The organism is Thiorhodococcus minor (assembly GCF_010820565.1).
In the GTDB taxonomy this organism is placed as follows: Bacteria; Pseudomonadota; Gammaproteobacteria; order Chromatiales; family Chromatiaceae; genus Thiorhodococcus; species Thiorhodococcus minor.
The window spans coordinates 18,855-40,377 of the sequence record NZ_JAAIJQ010000043.1; the positions used below are offsets into that span (position 1 = coordinate 18,855).

23 protein-coding genes are annotated in these 21,523 nt (G+C 63.8%); 6 read left to right on the plus strand and 17 right to left on the minus strand.

Annotation, left to right across the window (positions count from 1 at the left end):
- Positions 1 to 161: 161 nt before the first annotated feature.
- Positions 162 to 980 (minus strand): exodeoxyribonuclease III, encoded by an 819-nt coding sequence (gene xthA, locus G3446_RS14895; protein ID WP_342450122.1) that lies wholly within the window; start codon positions 978 to 980, stop codon positions 162 to 164.
- Positions 981 to 1,322: 342 nt separating this feature from the next.
- On the opposite strand from xthA, the gene G3446_RS27645 reads away from it, so the two are divergent.
- The 6 genes from G3446_RS27645 (at position 1,323) to G3446_RS14925 (ending at position 8,276) form a co-directional block, all read left to right on the plus strand.
- On the plus strand, positions 1,323 to 2,102 hold the full coding sequence (locus G3446_RS27645; RefSeq protein WP_209262440.1) for a peptidoglycan-binding domain-containing protein: 780 nt from the start codon (positions 1,323 to 1,325) through the stop codon (positions 2,100 to 2,102).
- 347 nt (positions 2,103 to 2,449) lie between these two features.
- Positions 2,450 to 4,270, plus strand: a complete 1,821-nt coding sequence (locus G3446_RS14905) for a SulP family inorganic anion transporter (RefSeq protein ID WP_164453620.1) — start codon at positions 2,450 to 2,452, stop codon at positions 4,268 to 4,270.
- Positions 4,267 to 4,929: an N-acetylmuramate alpha-1-phosphate uridylyltransferase MurU gene (murU, locus tag G3446_RS14910; RefSeq protein WP_164453621.1), complete on the plus strand. Its 663-nt coding sequence runs from the start codon at positions 4,267 to 4,269 to the stop codon at positions 4,927 to 4,929. Before G3446_RS14905 ends, murU begins: the two co-directional genes overlap by 4 nt.
- Positions 4,930 to 5,072: 143 nt before the next feature.
- Positions 5,073 to 6,494, plus strand: coding sequence for a glutamate-cysteine ligase family protein (locus G3446_RS14915; protein ID WP_164453622.1), 1,422 nt, complete (start codon positions 5,073 to 5,075; stop codon positions 6,492 to 6,494).
- A gap of 49 nt (positions 6,495 to 6,543) precedes the next feature.
- The gene (locus G3446_RS14920; protein WP_164453623.1) at positions 6,544 to 6,951 is read left to right on the plus strand and encodes a secondary thiamine-phosphate synthase enzyme YjbQ; all 408 of its coding nucleotides are present in this window, start codon (positions 6,544 to 6,546) and stop codon (positions 6,949 to 6,951) included.
- A 287-nt stretch (positions 6,952 to 7,238) separates the two neighbouring features.
- Entirely contained in the window at positions 7,239 to 8,276 is a 1,038-nt protein-coding gene (locus tag G3446_RS14925) for a M14 family metallopeptidase (RefSeq protein ID WP_164453624.1), read from the plus strand.
- A gap of 21 nt (positions 8,277 to 8,297) precedes the next feature.
- Here the strand turns inward: G3446_RS14925 and G3446_RS14930 are convergent, their stop codons facing one another.
- The 16 genes from G3446_RS14930 to bchY all read right to left on the minus strand — a co-directional run bounded on the left by G3446_RS14930 (position 8,298) and on the right by bchY (position 21,511).
- Positions 8,298 to 9,089 (minus strand): YdcF family protein, encoded by a 792-nt coding sequence (locus G3446_RS14930; RefSeq protein WP_245232522.1) that lies wholly within the window; start codon positions 9,087 to 9,089, stop codon positions 8,298 to 8,300.
- The gene (lipA, locus tag G3446_RS14935) at positions 9,086 to 10,060 is read right to left on the minus strand and encodes a lipoyl synthase (protein WP_164453625.1); all 975 of its coding nucleotides are present in this window, start codon (positions 10,058 to 10,060) and stop codon (positions 9,086 to 9,088) included. The genes G3446_RS14930 and lipA overlap by 4 nt, the downstream gene beginning before the upstream one ends.
- Positions 10,061 to 10,162: 102 nt before the next feature.
- Positions 10,163 to 10,735 (minus strand): isopentenyl-diphosphate Delta-isomerase, encoded by a 573-nt coding sequence (idi, locus tag G3446_RS14940; protein WP_164453626.1) that lies wholly within the window; start codon positions 10,733 to 10,735, stop codon positions 10,163 to 10,165.
- Positions 10,732 to 12,087, minus strand: a complete 1,356-nt coding sequence (locus G3446_RS14945) for a RuBisCO large subunit C-terminal-like domain-containing protein (protein WP_164453627.1) — start codon at positions 12,085 to 12,087, stop codon at positions 10,732 to 10,734. Before G3446_RS14945 ends, idi begins: the two co-directional genes overlap by 4 nt.
- 3 nt (positions 12,088 to 12,090) lie before the next feature.
- A complete protein-coding gene (locus G3446_RS14950; RefSeq protein ID WP_164453628.1) occupies positions 12,091 to 12,519 on the minus strand; it encodes a secondary thiamine-phosphate synthase enzyme YjbQ in 429 nt (142 codons plus the stop codon).
- Between the two features lie 93 nt (positions 12,520 to 12,612).
- Complete coding sequence (pufA, locus tag G3446_RS14955) at positions 12,613 to 12,801, minus strand: light-harvesting antenna LH1, alpha subunit (protein WP_164453629.1); 189 nt, start codon at positions 12,799 to 12,801, stop codon at positions 12,613 to 12,615.
- Between the two features lie 90 nt (positions 12,802 to 12,891).
- On the minus strand, positions 12,892 to 13,032 hold the full coding sequence (gene pufB, locus G3446_RS14960) for a light-harvesting antenna LH1, beta subunit (RefSeq protein ID WP_164453630.1): 141 nt from the start codon (positions 13,030 to 13,032) through the stop codon (positions 12,892 to 12,894).
- Between the two features lie 131 nt (positions 13,033 to 13,163).
- Positions 13,164 to 13,298: a light-harvesting antenna LH1, alpha subunit gene (gene pufA / locus G3446_RS14965; RefSeq protein WP_164453631.1), complete on the minus strand. Its 135-nt coding sequence runs from the start codon at positions 13,296 to 13,298 to the stop codon at positions 13,164 to 13,166.
- Positions 13,299 to 13,381: 83 nt separating this feature from the next.
- The gene (pufB, locus tag G3446_RS14970) at positions 13,382 to 13,528 is read right to left on the minus strand and encodes a light-harvesting antenna LH1, beta subunit (RefSeq protein WP_164453632.1); all 147 of its coding nucleotides are present in this window, start codon (positions 13,526 to 13,528) and stop codon (positions 13,382 to 13,384) included.
- 160 nt (positions 13,529 to 13,688) lie between these two features.
- The gene (pufC, locus tag G3446_RS14975) at positions 13,689 to 14,774 is read right to left on the minus strand and encodes a photosynthetic reaction center cytochrome PufC (protein WP_164453633.1); all 1,086 of its coding nucleotides are present in this window, start codon (positions 14,772 to 14,774) and stop codon (positions 13,689 to 13,691) included.
- Entirely contained in the window at positions 14,771 to 15,742 is a 972-nt protein-coding gene (pufM, locus tag G3446_RS14980) for a photosynthetic reaction center subunit M (protein WP_164453634.1), read from the minus strand. Before pufM ends, pufC begins: the two co-directional genes overlap by 4 nt.
- Positions 15,743 to 15,758: 16 nt before the next feature.
- The gene (pufL, locus tag G3446_RS14985; RefSeq protein WP_164453635.1) at positions 15,759 to 16,595 is read right to left on the minus strand and encodes a photosynthetic reaction center subunit L; all 837 of its coding nucleotides are present in this window, start codon (positions 16,593 to 16,595) and stop codon (positions 15,759 to 15,761) included.
- Positions 16,596 to 16,712: 117 nt separating this feature from the next.
- Positions 16,713 to 16,907, minus strand: a complete 195-nt coding sequence (pufA, locus tag G3446_RS14990) for a light-harvesting antenna LH1, alpha subunit (RefSeq protein ID WP_164453636.1) — start codon at positions 16,905 to 16,907, stop codon at positions 16,713 to 16,715.
- Positions 16,908 to 16,990: 83 nt separating this feature from the next.
- Positions 16,991 to 17,131, minus strand: coding sequence for a light-harvesting antenna LH1, beta subunit (gene pufB, locus G3446_RS14995; protein WP_164453637.1), 141 nt, complete (start codon positions 17,129 to 17,131; stop codon positions 16,991 to 16,993).
- A 1,250-nt stretch (positions 17,132 to 18,381) separates the two neighbouring features.
- Entirely contained in the window at positions 18,382 to 19,830 is a 1,449-nt protein-coding gene (bchZ, locus tag G3446_RS15000) for a chlorophyllide a reductase subunit Z (RefSeq protein WP_164453638.1), read from the minus strand.
- Between the two features lie 214 nt (positions 19,831 to 20,044).
- Complete coding sequence (gene bchY / locus G3446_RS15005; RefSeq protein WP_164453639.1) at positions 20,045 to 21,511, minus strand: chlorophyllide a reductase subunit Y; 1,467 nt, start codon at positions 21,509 to 21,511, stop codon at positions 20,045 to 20,047.
- Positions 21,512 to 21,523 lie beyond the last annotated feature (12 nt).

Sequence of the window (21,523 nt, forward strand, 5' to 3'; positions counted from 1 at the left end):
GCTGGGAGTGTTGACCTCCAGGTCAACAGGTGTGTTGTCGGCCTAGAGACCGACACTCCCAGGCTGCGAGCAGGCTGAGGCCAATTTCAGGCGCACTCCCCTTGATGCTGGCGGCTGGCGGCTGGCGGCTGGCGGCTGGCGGCTGGCGGCTAATTCTTCACTCAAAGTTCGAGCCGAATCCACACCGGACAGTGGTCGGAGGGCTTCTCCATGCCGCGAATCTCGTAGTCGATCCCGGCATCGACCAGACGCTCGCGCAGCGGAGCAGAGATCAGCAGGTGATCGATGCGCAGCCCGTGCTTCGGGTCGCGCTCGAAGCCCCGCGAGCGGTAATCGAACCAGCTGAACCGATCGTCAACATCCGGATAGAGCGCGCGGTAGGCATCGGTCAGCCCCCAGTCGGCGAGGGCCTGGAGCCACTCGCGCTCTTCCGGCAGAAAGCAGCACTTGCCCGTCCTGAGCCAGCGTTTGGCGTTGTTCGGGCCGATGCCGATATCCAAGTCGACCGGGGCGACGTTCATGTCCCCCATGACGACGACGTTCTGATCCGGCGAGAACTGGTCCTGGAGATAGGCCAGCAGGTCCGCGTAGAACTTGCGCTTGCCGGGAAACTTCACCGGATGGTCGCGGCTCTCGCCCTGGGGAAAGTAGCCATTGATGACCACGACCTCTTCCCCACTCGGTAAGGCATAGCGCCCCGTAATGGCGCGACGCTGCGCGTCGGCGTCGTCATTCGGAAACCCCTTGCCGACCGCGGCGGGCTCGACCTTGCTGAGCAAGGCGACACCATAGTGGCCCTTCTGGCCGTGGAAATGGGTCGCATAGCCCAATCCCCGCGCCCAGTCGATGGGGAATTGCTCGTCGGCGACCTTGCACTCCTGGAGCCCGAGGATGTCGGGGTCGTGCGCGGCCTTGATGGCCTCGACCTGATGGGGCCGGGCGCGAATCCCGTTGATGTTGAAGGACATGATTTTCAGCACGGGCGAGGACCTCCGGATAGTGCAGTGGCGCAGAAGGCTAGCATGGCATCCCGGCAACCCAAAAGGCGCGGCGCCTTGGGTCATACCAGTCGCCCATCCTCCGCTCCTCCCACGCACGACACTGGATCACCGGGCGGCCCGAATCGGACCGATCTCGAGTCGATTTGAGCCTATGCTGAGCAGGACGCCCTCGCATTCACGACAACGATTCTCGCGCTTCTAAGGCGACCGGCCTGGCTCGACGCAAAATCACCCTCGCCGCATGCCCGAATGGCACGCTCGCTGCATCGACCAATCCGTCAGGCGCTCACCAAGCGCAAGCCAACCGAGGAGGCGATTTCCATGAGCTACCCCTATCTCCGCTACGGCGACCAGCTGCCCGCGGTCGGCGTCCTCCAGAAGCTGCTGAGCGCGACCGGCGCATCCCTGAGTGCGGACGGCATTTTCGGCTCGCGGACCCGAGAGGCGGTCCGCCAGTTTCAGCGCCCCAGAGGGCTGGGCGTCGACGGCATCGTCGGCAAGAATACCTGGCCAAGGATCGCGGTCGCCGGAGTCGGCCGAGTCAATGTGGTGGACTGCGTCGACGTCTTCGACCCGGACCTGATGCGCATGGAAGTGCGCGACATCCGGCGCGTCGGCGGCAGCCCCATCGTCATCGGCGGCATGTCGAATGGGGTCGAGCAGGCCGTCATGGACGTCATCCGGGCAACGCGCCCGGGCACGGTCTTCCTGCTGCGCTTCCATGGACATGGCGCAGCCGGCGCGGCGGGGATCTCGGACGGACAGGGCGGCATTCCGGGCGAGCATCTTTCCAGCATTCATACCGGCAACCTGGCCAGACTCAGGCCAGTGATCGGCAGACTGCGCACCATCTTCAGCGCCTATGGCTGCGTGCAGTTCATGCACTGCTCGACCGGGCGAGGCCCGCACGGCCGTCAGCTGCTCAACGACATCGCCAGCGAGCTGCAGGTACCCGTCTCCGCCGGCACCGTGGACCAGCTCGGCGGCGGACTCAGCACCTTCCGCTTCGAGGGTCCGACCTTCACCGCCATTCCCGGCGGCGGGACACTCAGATCATGGTGCCGGGCACTTCCCGACTTCGGCGGGATGAGCGTTCCTTAGGGACAGGTTGCCCTAGAAGACCGTCCAGCAAGTGTTTCCCGCTTTGGGGTATCGGCTCAAGAACGGCTGAGCCGCCCGCAAGCGGGCTCCTGCGCGAGCGGCGGCGCCGTCGGAGGCCGCAAGCGGGCGACGCCCTCGGCACCGGGCGCCCCATGTACGAAGGCATCTCAGCGCAGCCCCTCGATTCAGCAGGATCCGGGCATAGCCATGGACAGATAAACCCCTTACAATAGTAGGAATTTACGCTTCGCCCACCGAATCGGCGCGATGCGGCGCTATACCCCGATCCACCGGAAAGGGCGGCAGGCCGCCGATGTCCTCGCTGATCCGCAGTACGCCATAACCCCATGAATTTCCTACAGTCGCTCCAACAGAGAATTCGCGGCCAGCATCCGCTGGACCTGTCCAAACAAGCCTTGCGCTCGCTGGACTGGTCATGGACCACGCCGTATAAGGCCTGGCTCCCACTCGTCGGTCCAGCCAGCCTGCGCGCCGACCTGGTGGCCGCGCTCACAGGGGCGATCGTCGTACTCCCCCAGGGCGTCGCCTTCGCGACCATCGCCGGGATGCCGCCCGAGTACGGTCTCTATGCGGGCATGATCCCGGCCATCATCGCCGCCTGGTTCGGCTCCTCGCGCCATTTGGTGTCAGGTCCCACGACAGCGGCCTCGGTCGTCCTCTTCTCGACCCTGTCCGCCATGGCCATCCCCGGCACGCCGGACTACGTCATGCTCGCGCTGACCCTCACCTTCATGGTCGGCGTGATCGAGCTTGCGCTCGGCTTCGCGCGCATGGGCGCCCTGGTCAACTTCATCTCCCATTCCGTGGTCGTCGGCTTCACCGCGGGCGCTGCCGTGCTCATTGCAGCCAAGCAGCTCAAGCACTTCTTCGGCGTCGAGATGGACAGCGGCGGCCACCTCCACGACATCATCATCCGCTTCGGGCAGCACGTCCTGGAGATCAACCCCAGCGCGACCCTGGTCGCCGTATCGACCTTGGCGCTCGGCATCGCCTGCAAACGCTGGCTGCCCAAGATTCCCTACATGATCGTCGCCATGCTCGGCGGCAGCCTGGTCGCTCTCGGTCTCGACGCCCTCTTCGGTCCCGAGACCACGGGCATCGCCACGGTCGGCGCCCTGCCCGCAACCCTGCCCCCACTGTCGGCGCCCTCGCTGACGCTGGACCACATCCGCGAGCTGGCCCCCTCCGCCTTGGCCGTGACGCTCTTCGCCCTTACTGAAGCCGTCTCCATCGGTCGCGCGCTCGGCGCACGCGGTGGCTATCGCATCGACGGCAACCAGGAATTCATCGGGCAAGGGCTGTCCAATATCGCCGGATCCTTCTTCTCGGGCTATGTGGCCACCGGCTCCTTCAACCGCAGCGGCGTCAACTACGAGGCCGGCGCCCGGACCCCACTGGCCTCCGTCTTCGCCGCCTTCATGCTGATGGCGATCGTTCTGCTGGTCGCGCCCTATGCGAGCTATCTGCCCAAGGCCGCCATGGCCGGCGTCCTCTTCCTGGTCGCCTGGGGACTGATCGACCGCGACGAGATCAAGCACATCCTGCACTCGTCCAAGCGCGAGACCTCGGTCCTCGCGGTCACCTTCTTTTCCGCCATCTTCCTGGAGCTGGAGCTGGCCATCTTCGCGGGTGTGCTCCTGTCCTTGGTGCTGTACCTGGAACGGACCTCGAAGCCGAAGATTCACACCATGGCCCCCAACCCGCACCTGCCGAGCCAGGCATTCTCCAGCGAGCCGGGCCTGACGGAGTGCCCGCAGCTGAGATTCATGCGCATCGACGGCTCGGTGTTCTTCGGCTCCGCGCCCCATGTCGAGCAGTATTTCGATCGCCTGCGCGCCGAGCACCCGGACCAAAAGTACCTGGCGCTCTTCTCCAACGGCATCAATTTCGTCGACCTGCAAGGCGGGCTTGCGCTCTTCCGCGAGATGCAAAGGCGCCGCGAAGACGGCGGCGACCTCTACCTCATCAACGTCAAGCAGGGCCTCTGGGAGGCACTCGAGCGCTGCGGCTGCCTCGACGAGCGCGGCTCGCGCAACATCTTCCAGTCCAAGACGGCCGCCGTGCGCGCCATCTATCAGAAGCTCGACAAGTCGGTCTGCGCGACCTGTGACAAACGCATCTTCTGGGAGTGCAGGCAGGGGAAATGAAGGCCATGATCCTTGCGGCGGGACGCGGCGAACGCATGCGCCCGCTGACCGACCATACGCCGAAGCCTCTGCTGCAGGCCGGCGGCAAGCCGTTGATCCGCTACCATATCGAACGGCTGGCCGCGGCCGGCATTCGCGACCTGGTGATCAACCACGCGCACCTTGGCGAGCAGATCGAGCAGGCGCTGGGCGACGGCTCCCAATTCGGCGTGCGCATCCGCTACTCGCCCGAGGCGGAGGCGCTCGAGACCGGCGGGGGCATCTTCAAGGCGCTGCCCCTGCTCGGCGGCGCACCCTTCCTAGTGGTCAACGGCGATGTCTGGACCGACATCGACCCAGGCAGCCTGAGGATGGCCGACGGCGATCTCGCCCATCTCGTCCTGGTCGACAATCCGCCGCACAACCCGTCGGGAGACTTCGCCTTGACGGGGGACCGCGTCCAGCCGAGTGGCTCGCCCAAGCTCACCTTCAGCGGCATCGGAGTCTACGACCCCAAGCTCTTCGCCGGCTGTCGGCCCGGCGCCTTCCCGCTTGCCCCCCTGCTGCGGGAGGCCATGGCGCAAGGCAAGGCTGGAGGCCAGCATCATCGCGGCCAGTGGCTGGACATCGGCACACCCGAGCGGCTGGCCGAGCTCGACCGCAGCCTGAGCCAGGCGTAGCGCGCGCTCGACCGCCCCCAGACACCCGCCGAGCGTTCCCGCCGCGCGCGAGCCCGACCGCCGGTCAGCGTCGGACAAAAATCCCCCATCAGGCCCCAGCTCCCGCATAATCAGGCCACGCAAACCACCGCTGGGGAGCGCGCATGGGCCAAGAGATTGCCGCGTCGCATTTCACCAAAGGGGACTTCAATCGGTTTGCCGCACGCTTGCGTGAGGAAACCAAACTGCTCGAGCGCTGGCTGAAGGAGGGGCTGCTCGACGACAGCGAGCCGACCGCGGGGTTCGAGCTGGAGGCCTGGCTGGTCGCCCCGGACGCCACACCCACGCCAAAGGTCGAGGAGCTGCTGACCCGGCTGCGGGACCCGCTCGTGGTTCCGGAGCTGGCTACCTTCAATGTCGAATTCAACGGCACGGCGAGACCGCTGAGCGGCAGCGTCTTCTCCCAGCTCGCCCAGGAGCTCACGCAGACGCTTGCCCACGCCAATGCATCGGCGGCCGAGCTAGACAGCCGGCTCGCCATGATCGGCATCCTCCCGACGGTTCGCCCGGAGCACCTGACGGCGGAGTTCATGACGCCGCGCGAGCGCTACCGAGCCCTAAACGAGCAAGTCTTCGCACTGCGCCATGAACGCCCGCTCAAGCTGTTGATCGAGGGGCGCGACCGGCTCGAGCTGACCTGGCACGACGTCATGCTGGAGGCCGGGGCCACCTCCTTCCAGATCCACCTCAAGGTGCGGCCGAGTGAGGCGGCGCGGGTCTACAACGCCTCCAAGATCGTCAGTGGCCCCATGGTGGCCATCAGCGCCAACTCGCCCTACCTCTTCGGCCGCGACCTCTGGGACGAGACCCGCATCCCGCTCTTCGAGCAAGCCGTCTCAGTTGGCGGGGCGATGCTGCAGGAGCGCGTCAGCTTCGGCTTTCGCTACGCACGTCACTCGATCCTGGAGACCTTCCAATCGAACCTGGACCGCTATCCCGTCCTTCTGCCCCATGTCGTGGAGGATCCGCCCGAGCTGCTGCCGCACCTGCGCCTGCACAACGGCACCATCTGGCGCTGGAACCGTCCCCTGATCGGCTTCGAGCCGGACGGACGCCCGCACCTGAGAATCGAGCATCGCGTCGTCCCCGCAGGACCCTCGGTACCGGATGCGATCGCCAATGCCGCCTTCTATTTCGGCATGATGCAGGACCTGGCACATGCGGAGATCCCCCCGGAGAGCGTGCTCATGTTTCTGCACGCGCAGAAGGGCTTCTACACCTGCGCGCATCAGGGGCTCGAGGCCGAGATCCCCTGGCTGGATGGACGAGCCCTGCCCGTAACCAGCATCTTGGAGGAGGACCTGCTGCCGCGCGCCAGATCTGGCTTGCAGCACCTCGGTGTCGATCCGGCCGAGATCGCGCATTGGCTTGGCATCATTGCGGCGCGGCTCGGCACCAGGCGTACAGGAGCACGCTGGCAGCGTGCCTGGGTCGCGCGGCATGGCCCCGACATGGCCGGGCTAACCTCGGCCTATCTCGCGCATCAGGCCAGCGGCAAACCCGTGCACACCTGGACGCTGGATTGATGTCGAAAGCGCAGTCAGCCGCCAGCGATCAGCAACCGGAGATTCAGTCTTGTATCGAGAAAGCATCCATCTCTCGACCACGACACGCGAGGTCCTGGTGGACATCACGCCGCAGGTGCGCGCCGTGGTGGAGCGCAGCGGCGTTGGCAACGGCCTGGTGAACGTCTACGCCCAGGGCGCGACGGCGGCCATCATGATCCAAGAGAACTGGGACGACAGCGTGCAGACCGATGTCGTCGAGCTGCTGCGCAAGCTCATCCCGCGCGGCGTCTGGCGGCACGACGCCCAAGACGGCAATGGCGACTCACACCTCAAGGCGGGGCTAATCGGTCCCTCCGAGAGCATTCCTCTCATCGAGGGGCAGCTTGGCCTGTCGACCTGGCAGAATGTCTTCTTCTGCGAGCTGGACGGCCCCCGGCAAGCGCGCCAGGTCCTGTGCACAGTTCTCGGTGCATGAGGCGTTAGGCGGTTTCTCAGAGTTGCCGTACCAACAATCCATCGTACTCCGGAAGCCAGCGCAGGAATGAAGACGCAGAGCCGCTGAGTGGAGCCTTGATGGCGCTGATCCCCGAGACGTCGCCCGCAAGCGGGCTCCGACACGCCCGTCTCGGTAGGAGCCCGCTTGCGGGCGATTGGTACGAAGATTCCCGGAAATCGCGTTAGCGGAAGACGACAGCAAGCATCCGACCCCATACTCGTTAGATCGACATCCTCTTCGCCACCGCAAGACCGAGACCGACCCAGATGTTGCAAGAGATCGACACACTCCCCGACGACCTCCTCAAGGCCGAGAGCCGTGAGCTCGGTGCAGTACTTGGCGCACCGACACTGATCCATCTAGAGGGCAGCAAGAAGCCGCCGCTCTTCGTCTCGGTGCTCTTGCACGGCAATGAGACCGTCGGGTGGGATGCCATCCGGGGCCTGCTGAGGGAGCGGCTGGAGCGTTTCGGCGAGCTGCGGCTGCCGCGAGCACTGAGCCTATTCATCGGCAATGTCACGGCGGCGGCAAGCGGCGTCAGACGGCTACCCGGACAGCCCGACTACAATCGTGTCTGGCCCGGAAGTCCGCTCGAGCCCAGACTCGAGCACGACCTCATGGCCCGCGTCATGGACATCATGGCCGAGCGCGGCGTCTTCGCCAGCCTCGATCTGCACAACAACACCGGCCTCAACCCGCATTACGCCTGCGTCAACGTCGTCGACAATCGCTTTCTGCGCCTCGCAACACTCTTCAGTCGCACCATCGTCTACTTCATCCGGCCCGCGGGCGTGCAGTCGATGGCCATGGCACGACTCTGCCCGGCCGTGACCGTGGAATGCGGCAAGGTCGGCGATCAGCAGGGTATCGAGCATGCACGCAGATTCATTGATGCCGCCCTGCATCTGACCGAGCTCCTGGATGAGCCCTTGGCGCCGCAAGATATCGATCTCTACCATACGGTTGCGCAGGTGCGGGTACCGGACGATGTGCACTTCAGCTTCTCGGCCGGGGAAGGGGACCTGATCCTGGACCCCGAGCTGGAGCGGATGAATTTCTGCGAGCTCCCACCCGGGACCCTCTTCGCCACCTGCCGCGACGACGGCGGCATCGGCCTCGATGTCCGCAACGAGATTGGACAGGACGTGGGCCCGCGCTTCTTCAGTCTCGACCAGGGGCAGCTGAGACTGCGCCAGAGCGTGATGCCTTCCATGCTGACGCTCGACGAGACGGTGATCCGGCAGGACTGTCTGTGCTACCTGATGGAGCGCTATGGCAGCCATGTGCCGCATCGCACCGGATAGGACAGCCCCGGCAATTGCCGATCAGGCGGCGACCTGCTCCGCCGGCGAGGCCCCCTGCGCCCAGGCGCGCAGCTGATACCAAAGTCGCCCAAGGTGCTCGTGAATGGCGTAGGCGCTCGTCGAGAAGGCCTTGATGGAGGGCAGCCAATCGGAATAGCCCATGTCGCCGCGCCAATCGGGCCGGTACACGAAGGCGGTCGGGGCGGGCGTCACTTCGAGGCCCACCTGCTCGAACAGCTCCACCGCACGCGGCAAGTGCCAAGCGTCGGTGACGAGCAAGATGCCGCCGATGCCGTCACGCGCTAGTAGGGGCGCAGTCAGGGTCGCATTCTCCCAGGTCGTCCGGCTCTCGGTCTCGACACCTGCCACCCGGACTCCGTAGTCGGCGATGAGCGCATCCGCCATCAGCCGCCCCACTGGCGCGCCCTCGTCCTCCAGCCGCCCGCCCGTGACATAGAGCGGCAGCCCGGTGCTGCGATGCAGCAAGGCTCCATAGCGAATGCGCCGCAAGCTGCCGTCGTCGACCGTATCTCCCCCGTACTCAGGGGCATTGATCCGACGCCCGGCGCCCAATACCACGATGGCCTGCGCTGCTTCGGGGACGGCCTCGAGGTCGATCGGCGGATAGGGCTCGAGCGGACGCATGAGGCTGGTCGCGATCACGGGCAGACACATGAGGGTCAGGGTCGCGAAGGCGACGAAGGTCACCAGCCGCGCTGCGACCCCATGCCGCAGCCAGAGCGCCAGTGCCAGCATCAGGATGATGATGCCGGGCGGGATCAAGAGGCTCTTGATGATGCTGTAGAGCATCATCGAATCAGATCGCCGGCCTGCTGATCCGCGTGGTAGGAAGAGCGCACCATGGCGCCGCTAGCGACGTTGGAGAAGCCCATGTCCTCACCCAGCAGGCGCAGCTCATCGAACTCATCCGGTGTCCAATAGCGAACGACGGGGAGGTGATCTCGGGTCGGCTGCAGATACTGGCCCAGGGTCAGCATCTCGCAGGCGTGATCTCGCAGGTCGCGCATCACCTGCAGGACCTCCTCGCGCGTCTCACCGAGACCCAGCATGAGGCCTGACTTGGTCGGCACGGCGGGATGCTGTGCCTTGAAGTCCGCCAGCAGGCGCAGCGATCCGGCATAGTCCGCACCAGGCCGTGCCTGACGATAGAGTCGCGGCACCGTCTCAAGGTTGTGATTGAAGACGTCGGGAACGGCGTCGCCCACGAACTGAGCAAGGGCCACCGCTTCCCGACCGCGGAAATCAGGAACCAGCACCTCAAGCCGGGTGCCCGGATTTCGGGCTCGCACCGCACGCAAGCAATCGGCAAAGTGCCCGGCCCCACCGTCGCGCAGATCGTCCCGGTCGACCGAGGTGATGACGACGTAGCGCAGCCCCATGCTCGCAATGGAATCCGCGAGGTGCGTCGGCTCGCTCGGATCGATCGCCTCCGGCCGCCCGTGCGCGACATCGCAGAAGGGACAGCGACGGGTGCAGACGTCGCCGAGGATCATGAAGGTCGCCGTCCCGTGATTGAAGCATTCACCGAGGTTGGGGCACATGGCCTCCTCACAGACGGTCGCGAGCTTGCTCTCGCGCAGCAATCTCTTGATCCGCGCGACGCTGGGCCCGACCGGCGCTTTCGCACGAATCCAGCTCGGCTTGCGCAGCGGCGGGTCCTTGGACTCGATCTTGACGGGGATGCGCGAGACCTTGTCCTTGCCGCGCTGATGGGTATCCGGGGTGGCGCGCGATGGCGCGCTCAGGGAATCAGATTCACTCATGGAGCCCTTTTTCATCCAGCTGCAAAAGCCGGTGCTATGGGGTCTGGAGACAGGAGATAAAGGCGCTCGGCGAACAACGCCGAGCGAGAAGGGAAATTTCTCTCAGTCTGGGAGCACCCTCGCCACCAGGATGTGGAACCAGGGGGTGAACCAATCGGGGTGCAGTTGCAGCGCGCGCCGGATCGCAGCCGGTGCCATCCAGCGCCAGGCCCCGATCTCCGTGGGATCAGGATGCGGATCGCCCGCATAGACGCCGCGAAAGATGTGCAGATATTCGTGCTCGATCAGACCCGAGCCCGCGTCTTCCGCGCGATAGACAAGCTCGTCACCCGCGGTGAGGTGCACGCGGATACCGAACTCCTCCGTCAAACGCCGACCCGCGGCCATGCGCGTGTCTTCGCCCGGGCGAGGATGACCGCAGCAGGTGTTCGACCAGCGCGAGGCAAAATGATACTTGCTGTCCGCGCGGCGCTGCAGCAGCAGCTCGCCCTCGGCGTTGAACACCAGGATCGAGAACGCCCTGTGCAGATCTCCGTCGTGGTGCGCCTCGAGCTTGCCGGCCACGCCCGTGGCACGGTCGGTCTCATCGACCACGATGACCCGCTCCCTGGCGTCGCGCTGTGCGGCCCGCTCAAGGTCTTCTGCCCCGAGGGGCGGAACGATCTGGGCACTCAACTATCACCTCCAGTGCGCTTCTGATCGGATTGCTCGGCCGGTGCCGGATCGCCAGGCTTACGGAAGGCGCGGATCGCCTCCCGGAGCGCCTCGTGGGCGGCTGCGTGCGTGTCGATATCGACACCATTGGCGATCGCGTCCCAGGCCTGGCGGACGCTGGCCGCGCCACCGCGCGGTCCCATCGGGTGCCCGAAGACACCGCGCCCTGGAACGAAGCCGAAGTCGGCGGAGCCGACCTTGCGGTAGAGAGGCTCCAAGGTGCCCGCCCAGTCGCTCCCACCAGGAACCGGGAGACTCGGCTTGATCGGCCCCATGGGATCCAGGCAAGCCGCTACATTATCACGCACTTCGTCATCGCTCGTGTGCATCCGCGCGCCGAAGCCGGGCATGATGATGACATCGAATCCCGCAAGCCGCTGCAGCTTGGTGAAGACCTTGGTGTGAATGCCAAAGTGATCGAGACGACTGAAGGGGGCAATGAAGGGAAAATGGGCGATGAGGGGCACCCGCGCATGCTTGCGCAGCATCCGCACGCCGCTCAGGCCAACCGGCATGGCGTTGATCAGGACCGCGTTCGCACCATTGGCCACTGCGATATCGTGGAGATCGACCATGCGATCGACCTCGTCGGTAATGTTGGCGAGATACATCTTCGGAACGCCAGTCTCCTCCTCGGCCCGCTTTCGCGCCGCACCCAGCAGGGCCGAGCGCTTCTCGAGCGGACACCAGGGCGTGTCGGCCAACATCTCGTCGTCCTTCGCTACATCCAGCCCACCGAGCCAGCTGGCGTAGCCAAGCTCGCTAAAGGCCTCGGGCGGCAATCCGATGTTGGGCTTGATGACGCCGAAGAAGATCGGGCGATTGTAGGCCTGAAGCAGATCTCGAATCCCTTGGACCCCGAATCGAGGGCCATCGAACGCCGCGAGATAGGCATCCGGAAAATGGATATCGAGCAGCTTGACGACCGGGAGCCCCGGGGCGAAGAAGGTTCCCTCACCGCAGACCGCGCTGAGCAGGTTCGGAATCCTTGGCCCAAAATTACCGTGCGGATGGGCAATGCGCACACGGCACGCCGACACCCCGCCATCCGGGGGCTTGGCGATGTCGTAGCTGAACTCGGGCCGGCCGGCTGCGAGCACCTCGAGGTCGATGACCCTCGCGCCAAAGGTCGACCTCAGGTCTTCATCGTAACCGACACGCCGCCACTGAGCCGTCGACTGCTCGGCACAGAAATGCGCCGCCGCAAGATCCGGATCGCCAGAGCACTCGAAGTAGTAGTCGAGCGTGATGTAGGCGTCCGGGTCCAGCGTCCTAGCGTCCGCGAAGAACCCCGACCACTCAGCGTCTCTCATGCTCTAGACTTCCCCCGCGACCTGCACCGTCAGCTTGCGCTGCTCGCGCGGTCCATCGAGCTCGACGAAGAAGATCGACTGCCACTCCCCTAGCAAGAGCTTCCCGTCCGCCACCAGGATCGTCTCCGAGGCATTCATGAAGAGGCCAATGAGATGGGAATGGGTATTCGGACGACCATCCACTGGAGCGATGTCGTGTCGGTAGTCGCGCGCAGGAGGGGCGAGCGTCGTCAGGAAGTCCAGCATGTCCCGCTGCAGCTTGGGCTCCTTCTCATTGAGCGCCACGAACGCGGTGGTGTGCGCCGATGCGATGGTGACCTGCCCATTGCGCACTGCGTAGCGCTCGAATATCTCCCGAACGGAGCCCGAAACATCAATGATCTGAATCGGCATTTCAGTTGGGATGATCAGGCTCTCGCATTGAAACCGCATTTCGCACGCTCGCGTTTTCAGAGGCTCAAATAGCAACGGGCGGGGCGAGAATCATGCTCTCCCCCCGCCCGTCGGGACTCTCGACTGCCAGGCTTACTTTCCCGAGGGGAGGACGCTCATACCTGCAGTCACTTCCACGGGCTGATAATCCGGGCCTTGCAGCCAGTCGAATCCATCGGAATACAGCAGCATGTAATGGATCGACAGGGCGAGCAAAAATAGGAACGCGAACAGGCCGATCAGGGCTGTACGTGGATCGAAGATCTGCCAAATCTTGTGCATCTAGATGTCTCCTGAGCAAAGTACGGGAAGCCGGTGCTAGCTTCACCGGCCTCCCGTCTTCAGATCCGCTCGGTGGCGGATACTTGGCAATTACAGCCAGGGACGCCAGAGCCAAGCAAGGATGTGCGCGATGATGACGATGCCAAAAAACATGGTCATGCTCTGCACGAAGATCGCGTGGAATTCTTTCGCCTCTTCTTCGGTCAGTCCGGTCATGCTCTTGTCAGCCATTGAATTAACCTCAATATCTTGTGTTCGACCTGTCGGCCGTTACCGCGAGCACTCTCGCGGCTAGGATCGCTCTGGACGCGTCAGAGAGCACCTTGCAAGCGCCTCGGACGCGACCAATTCCTGAAGTGGTCTCAGGAGCCACTCAGCCAATTGAATGCCGGGCTGCTGAGCAGGATGAAGTGGATCAACAGCGCCAGCACGAACAGGAACCCGAACAGGGCAACCAAAGTTCTACGCGGATCAAAGATCTGCCAGATTTTATGCATGTGTATTCTCCGGTCTCTTACTGGTGGGCGCTGCCGTATACAACAACCGCCCGGTCGGTCACTACCACAAGAACCCTAGGCTATTACAGCCAAGGACGCCACAACCACACGAGGATGTGCGCAACAACGACGATCCCCGTGAACGCGACGAAACTGGACACGAAGATGCCGTGAAATTCCTTGGCCTCGTCTTCACTGAGTCCAGAAGTCGAGCGATTCTCGCTAGCCATTGGATATCCCTCACAGATTGTCAGGATGGCTTAAACGATTCGGTTACTTACCATCGCCGGCCAATGAATGCGATCAACGCCATTCACCGCCAGCTTCCTTTGCAACGCCTTCATCCGTGTGGCGCTGCGCGGGCGTCCCTGCCCTGCGTCTATCCTATGGCTACAGCTTTTGCTGAGCAGGTGCTGCGTCTTCCGCTGGTGCCGGCTCGGCTGGCGCCGCCTCTGCAGCAGGCTCTGCTGCCTTCGGCATACCTTGGAGAGCCGGATAGTCCTTCGCCATCTGCGCACCATACAGCGGCTTGTAGACTCCCTGGTGACAGGTCATGCAGCTGACCTTGAAGGGATCGCCGTAAGGGCCTTTGCGCGACTCGGGAAGTACGTCGTTGAGCGGCCAGATGTAATCCTGGTTGAGCTCACGCACGTGACGGATGGCGTACCAAGCCGTCGTCCGCTTCGGCGTACTCTGGTCCCAGGCGAAGAAGGAGCGCGTGTTGTGGCAGAAGGTGCAGTTCACGCCCATGGCGTCGGAGATCTGCATCATTAGGCCATAAGTCCACTCCGCCTGCTTGATCGACGTGCGGTTACCTGCCGGCAGAGCCGTTTGGCCAATCACCCGGATCTCGTTCGCCTGATCGAGGAACGGCGTGTATGGATCATAGGGCAGCGAAGCATAGGCAACCGTCGAGGCACCATAGTTCTGGCCGGTGGGCTTCATGCCAGACGGCTGACCCGGACCTGGATCGGTCGCCCACACGTACTCAGGAACCGGCTTGCCGCGATGGCAGGTGTAGCAGGTGACGCCAGTGTCAGCGACATGATCCTTCCAGTCGGCATTGGTGTCACGCACCAGCTCGAACATCCGACGCGAGACGACCTTGGTGTAGATGTCGTCCGACGCCCAGTTACCCGGGACGTGGCAGTAGTTGCAGCCTTCCTTCGGAGAGACCCAGGTCGTCACCGCAACCATGGTCCGCGTGAATTCCGCGACCGTCAGATCGCTCAGGACCTGGACGTTCTCATAGACATCCGAGACCTTGGCACCACCCTCCGCCGCCGGAGGAATCGCCGCGGGCGGCATATTGTCCTTTAGGCTTGCCTCGAGCAGACGCGGATTGTAGTTCTGCTCCATGCCAAGACCGCGGTAGCCGTTCTGGACGATTTCTGGCGGCGGACGCTCGCAGCCCAGCAGGACGACGGAAGCGACGACCGCAGCCAAGGGGACAGAGACTTTCTTGCCGATATTCATTGCGCCACCCCCGTTGCATACGGATCGACGACGGTCACTTCCGACGGATAGCCCGGAGCGACGCCGTGCTTCACGGCCCAGAGGTACCAGTTCTCGACTACGGTTCCGGTTAGCAGGATACCGATGCCAGCGGTGATCACCGTCAGAACCGCGAACCACCAAGCCCAACGGTGGATGGATTCCATGGAGGCATTGAAGCCCATGGTCCAGCGCCAGAAGATGGCTGCACGCTCTGCCGCCGTACCGCGATCAGTGATCTGATCGATCTCGCGGTCACCACCGAAGCGGCTAACGGCCAGGATGGTCGCGCCGTGCATCGCGAAGAGCAGGGCCGAGCCATAGAGGAAGGCGATCGACAGCATGTGGAACGGATTGTAGTAGAGGTTGCCGTAGCGAATCGAGAAGGCAGCCGTCCAGTCCAGGTGCGGGAAGATGCCGAAGGGAACCGCTTCCGCCCAGCTGCCCATCATGATGGGACGGATGAAACCGAGGCTGAGGTAGAAGAAGATCGCCGCCGCGAAGGCCCACGACAGATGCTGACTCATCCCCAGGGCTTCGGCGCGCTTATAGGTGCGAACCCACCACAGGAGAATCGACATGGTCAGGAAGAAGCCTGCCATCAGCCACCAGCCACCTTCCGACAGTGGAGGAATGCTCAGGCCGTATTGCGGCGCCGGCGGCTCGAGACCTAGCCAGAAGAAGTGCTTCACGAACTGGATGATGCTCCAGTCCACCGAGGCCAGCATATTGAAGCCGATGATGAAGATGGCAGTGAAGCCAAAGATCAACGACAGCGTTCCGGTAAAGCCGAGGTAGATAGGACCGACCTGAGCGTCACCGATCTTTCCGAGCCAGTAGGAGAAGATCGGATTGCCGATGCGTGGCAGATGGCCTTTCGGCAAGGGTACACCGGGGTAAGCCGGAGAGCGCACCTGCACGCTGTTAAATATGTTCTGATATTCGGGCATTGTAGTCTCCTAGATCCTACCAGAGCGGGAGCTCAAGCCACCAGTTCCACCATTCCGGCCAACCGCGGGTCCAGAAGGGGCCACTGATCACGATACAAACCGCGCTCCAGAACACCGCGCTCAGCGCCAGGAAGAGGCCGAGGCGATGGATCGCCAGTGCACCGATAGAGTAGCCAACGATATCGCGGAAGAAGGTGTTCTCGTGCTCGCTGGTCTTGACCTCTTCGCCCTTCTGCGGATTCGTCACCGACAGGATCAGAGACCCGTGCATGGACAGCGCCAGGCAGTTGGTGAAGAAGAAGGTGATGGCGAGCATGTGAGCCGGGTTGTAGTGGAAATGCAGGAATTGATATCCCACATTCGAGACCCAATCGAGGTGACTCAGGATGCCATACGGGAACCCATGACCCCAAGCACCTAGCAGGATCGGACGCACAACCACGAGCACCAGATAGGCACCAATGGCAAACGCGAAGGCGAAGGGGATGTGAAAGCCGATTCCGAGCTTACGGCAAATCTCGACTTCTCTCAGCGCCCAGCAAATGAAGGCGCCAGCCGCACAGATGGTAATGATCTGCCACAAACCGCCTTCGGTGAGCGGAGCCATTCCAAGGCCGTAACTGAGATCAGGGGGAGCAATACTGATCTGCCAGATATTGTAGGTTTGGAGCTCGGCGTTAGGCCCGATGGTCGCACCCCAAACGATCAGGAGCACGCCCAACAGCGTAAAGAAGGCACCTGCGACCCCGAAGAAGCCGACATAGAACGGCCCCACCCAGAAGTCGAATAGGTCTCCCCCTATCAGCGTCCCGCCACGGACGCGGTATTTTCTCTCAAAACTGAGCATGGCCATCGTAAAATCCTCTGCTGGGGAGGCACCCCTGGCGGCTGCCTCCTCTTAGCACTGCCAGCGGCGGGTAAGACCTGTCATGACGACAGGCCTTACCTACCACCCCCGAGAAGGACGCGATTACCTCTGGGGGACAACCGGCGTCACTTGCTGAACGGTGGCAGCCGGAACACCGTCTTCGAGCCAGTTGAACTCGGCAGTGCTGAGCAGAATCATATGAATGGCGAGGCCAAGGACGATCAGGAACGCGAAGAGCGCGACCAGCATGCGACGCGGATCGACGAGCAGCCAAATTTTCCAGAGATCAGGGGACATCACGTTTCTCCTAGAGATGAATAGATTCAGGGCTTAAAAGGATCGGTTGATCGCAACTGGATCAACGCTCAACCCAATCTGAATTACAGCCAGGGACGCCACAGCCAAGCGAGGATGTGCGCAATGATGACGATCCCGAAGAATGCCGTCATGCTCTGCACGAAGATGCCATGGAACTCTTGTGCTTCTTGCTCGGTCAGACCAGTCATGCTCTTGTCAGCCATTTGTCAATCCTCCGAATCTGGGGATAAAGCCTTAGTTAAGCCGCACTCAGCCCGTGCGGCATGGGGGCGCCGTGAACCAACCCGATCACGGCCGAGAAGCCACCCGAATACACACGGGCACACTCTCTTCAAACTGAGCCCAGTCTGGGCTCGGAACTACTTGAGCGCCTTTCCTGGCACTCGATCAAATACGGCTACCGCTCGGCGGGACGCTATCTCCCTGGAAGCCAATGCGCTGATCGCGGGTGCGACGGCCTGCCGGAGACTGAATCGAGACCTGTTGTACTTGATACCGACTCACGAGCCTTGCGCCAATTGCCAAAACGGGGTGGCTGGATTTGTGGTGTCAGTCTAGCTTGACTGACACAGATGTCAATCTACATTTACACATCAATTCCAGTCGGTGCTGACCGAGGACAGCGAGACCGCATCCGGGTCCGAAGACCTGTCTACGGGCGGACCGACTGGCGCGTCGACATCGCCGAAAATCAGCCGACAGAGGGGTCAGCCAAGACCAAATATCGCGGGAGCTGACCCTGAGGACATGGCCAGGGAGATGTGACACGAATCACGCCGGGCGGAATGCTGACACAGGTGCCATTGCGCCTGAAGGCCTTGATGAAGCTCTACTTGAGCCCCGTCAGGAAACGGCAACTTTTTGGTGAGGGCTGCGAGGGAGGGGCCAGTCCCTGGCGGGAAGGCAGGCCCGAATGGAGAGCCGATAAGGCGCGGCCAGCGGCCAGCTTTTAGGGATCAGTCGGTCGGCCAGCGCGTGCGACTTGGCCAGGCTCACTCAGTGGCCGAAGGCGCGAAAAGGCGAGAGCCTCGACGAGACAACAGCCAGAAGCCCATCGCCAGCGGCTCACGAGTCTCTATATTAGGCAGCAGATCGCGCCAGCGACAGCTCACCCGCAAGCGAGCAGCCGCAAGCCAACCCACAGTTCGGCGTAAGGCGGTTCCCGGAGAAGCTTATACCAGAGAGGAGGCCGAGGCGCCGGCTTCCCCTAGGAGCGGCGCCCCGCCGCCACTGAGGCGGTCGGAGCTAATCCGTCGCGCCGGGGCGGCGCCCCCACCCAATGCCTGCCCGATGGCGCCTGATCGAATCGCCTTTGGTGAGAAGACTCTCGGAGATCGCCTAGAGGCTAGGACGCACCGCCAGAAGGCAGGCTGAGCCAAGGGATCGCGGCGCAAGCGCACAGGGGTCAAGGCGACCAGGAGGGATCAGCCGCCCGAGATACCCCTTGACCGGATCAGCTCAGCTGAGACGCCTGAGCGGCTGTGACGCGCGCCGCGGACACCCGCTCCTCACCTGCAGTGCGGGCAGCGCGCTCCGCGGCATCGCGCAGCCGTTTCGCCGCGGAAATGCGCACCAGGACGGGCTGCGACTCGACGATGCGATCGAAGAGGGCCCGCGCGTCCTCGTCCCAGGGCAGCTCGCGATGCAGCCGCGCCGGCGTGGCATCCACCTTGTCCAGGTCGGTCCCCAACGGCAGGATATTGAAGAGCGCATCGAACAGGGCGTTGCAGACCTCCTGCACCAGGTAGGTCGCGCCGGCGTAGCCCATGAAGGGCGTACCGGTGTGACGACGAATCACGGTTCCCGGGAAGGACGCCGGAATATAGGTGGCGCGGCCGCCGATCTCTGACAGGTACATGCGCTCGTTGTAGCTGCCGAAGACGATCAAGGGCGTCTTCTCGTGCACCGCTTGGCGAATGACGTCATTGTCCGGCTTCACGCCGGCCTTGCGGGCGAAGGCGAAGTTGCATGGCAGACCCAGCTCGTCCTCCAGATAGTGCTTCAGGCCGCGCGCGTAGGTCTCGGTCGCGGCGACACCGAAGCTCGCCGTGCCGAAGAAATCCTGGGTCACCGAGCGCCAGAGATCCCAGATGGGCTTGATGGTCGTGTGCTTTTCCTTCTCGATGAAGGGCTCGGGATCCAAGCCCAGGATCTCGCCCAGCGCGCGCAGGAACTTGGTGGTGCTGTGCAGCCCGATTGGCGCTTGCAGGAAGGGCCTGTCCAGCGCCTCGCAGAGCTTGCGCCCCACCTCCCGATACATGCAGACATTGGCATCGGCATCGGCCAATTTGGCCACATCCCCCAGGTGGCTGCCGAGCGGAAAGGTCATATTGATCTCGGCGCCGATCCCCTCCACCAAGCGACGGATCTCGGCGAGATCCGAGGGCGTGTTGAACATGCCATACATGGGGCCGATGATGTTGACCCTTGGCCGCTCGCCTTCCTTGCGCTTGGGCTTGGGCTTGGGCGCGGCACCCTTCTTCGGACCGTACTGGGTCCACAGCCAATACATGGCGCGGTCGGCGCTCTGCCACTGATCCTCGTCGATGGTGCGCGGCAAGAAGCGCACGATCTTGGTCCCCTCGGGCGTAACGCCGCCGCCGATCATCTCGGCGATCGAGCCCGTGACGACGACAGCCGGGCGCTGCGGATCCAGCGTCTCGTAGGCACGGCGCATCGCCTGCTCGGTACCGCTCTGCCCCAGCTCCTCTTCGCCGAGCCCGGTCACGACCACGGGGAGCTCGTGCGGCGGCAGGCCATCGGTGTAGTGCAGGACCGCGGTTACTGGCAGATTCTCGCAGCCCACGGGACCATCGATGATGACCTGAAGGCCCTTGATGGCTGTGAAAACATAGACAGAGCCCCAATAGCCGCCCGCGCGGTCGAGGTCATTGATCAACATCGGTAAAGCGTCCTCTATCTGGGACCAGAAACCTGAATGGAAGCCATGGCTCGCAGGGCGCGCAAACGGCGCCAGCTCCGTGGGTAGGCGCCGAGAATCTTCGCCTCACGCGAATGCGGGCCGGACCAGCCGCCGCCCCTTCCCGGCCGGGAAGGAAGCGCGGCTTGGAGATCCGATCCACTCACCCGCAGTCAGCACCCCGAGCGACACGGAATCAGGCCGGCTTGGCCGCCCGCTTCGCCACAGCCTGCTTCGGCGCAGGCGACACGGGCAGATCTTGCCAAACGCCGCTGGTATCGCCCTCACCCACACCCTCGAAGAAGGCGCGCATTGCCTTGAAGCGCTCCTTGTTGCCGAGCGCAGCATTGATGACCTGCGCCAGCGAGCCAGCGCCCGCCGGCCCCATCAGCGGACGCGCCGAAATGAGGTTGGTGAAGTAGAGCGCCGGGATCTGCAGCTCCTTGGCCGCCTGGACGACGGGCGTCGTGCCGATCGCGAGATCGGGATCCAGCGACTTGACCGCGGCCAAGTCCTGCTCCAAAGACGCGCGGAACTGAACGGGAACGCCACGCGCCTCCAGCCAGGCGAGATCCGGCTCGTTCCAGGGCGTTCGCGGGCAGGCCGTGCCGACATAGGGCACCTCCGCACCGGACTCGATCAACAGCCGCGCGACCAGCAGCTCAGAGCCCTCGTAGCCCGAGACGATGACGCGCCCCTTGATCGGCATGGCCGAGAGCGCGCCGCCGATGGCCGGCAAGAACTTGTTCTTGGCGGCATCGACCTTGTCCTGAGCGATGCCGCAGGCCTGACCGATCGCATCCAGCCAGGCGGCAGTGCCGTCGCGCCCCACGGGCGCGGAGCCCACGATGGGGCGGCCGGCGGCCGCCAGCTCACGGCAGGAAGCTGTGTATTGAGGATGGATGGCCGCGCCGACGCGGCAATCCAATGCCGCATAGAGCTCACGCCATTCGCGCGTGGGGACCACAGGCCCGACCGCCAAGCCCAGCGGCTCGAGCATCATGCCGATACCAACCGGATCCGCCGGAAACATCTCACCGAGCAGCGTCACCGTCGGACGCTCGCTACGCCCGCCGCGCGGCGCCTGGACCGGCCCCTGCTCCGCCTCGTGACGGGCATACTGCAGCATGGCACCGGCCATGACGTCCTTGGCCTCCGCATGGGTCGGCACGCCAAAGCCAGGCACGTCGATGCCGAGGATACGCACGCCGTTCAGCTCCTTGGGCAGCAGCCGCAGGGGTACGCCGGATGCCGTGGGCACACAGAGATTGATGGCGACGATGGTGTCGAGCTTGTCCGGATCCGCCAGTTTGAGCACCGCCTCGCGCGCATCCTCGAACAGACGCCCAGACACGAGCGATTCCGAATCGAAGGGCACATAGCCAACCGAGCGGCGCGCGCCGTAGAAATGCGAGGTGAAGGTCAGGCCGTAGACGCAGCAGCCGGAGCCGACCAGCACCATGGCCGTGCGCCGCATCCGCAGCCCGACACGCAGGGCGCCGAAAGCCGGACACATGGTCTGCGGCTGATCGTGAGGGCCGGCCGGATAGTCCGCCGCAAGGCGCTCGAGCAGCTCGGCATTGCCGGACGCCGCCGCAGCGGACTTCAGGGTCTCGGCGCTCGCGCAGCCAGGCCCATCAGGGGCTTGATCATGATCGGTCATGAGAAGATTCCG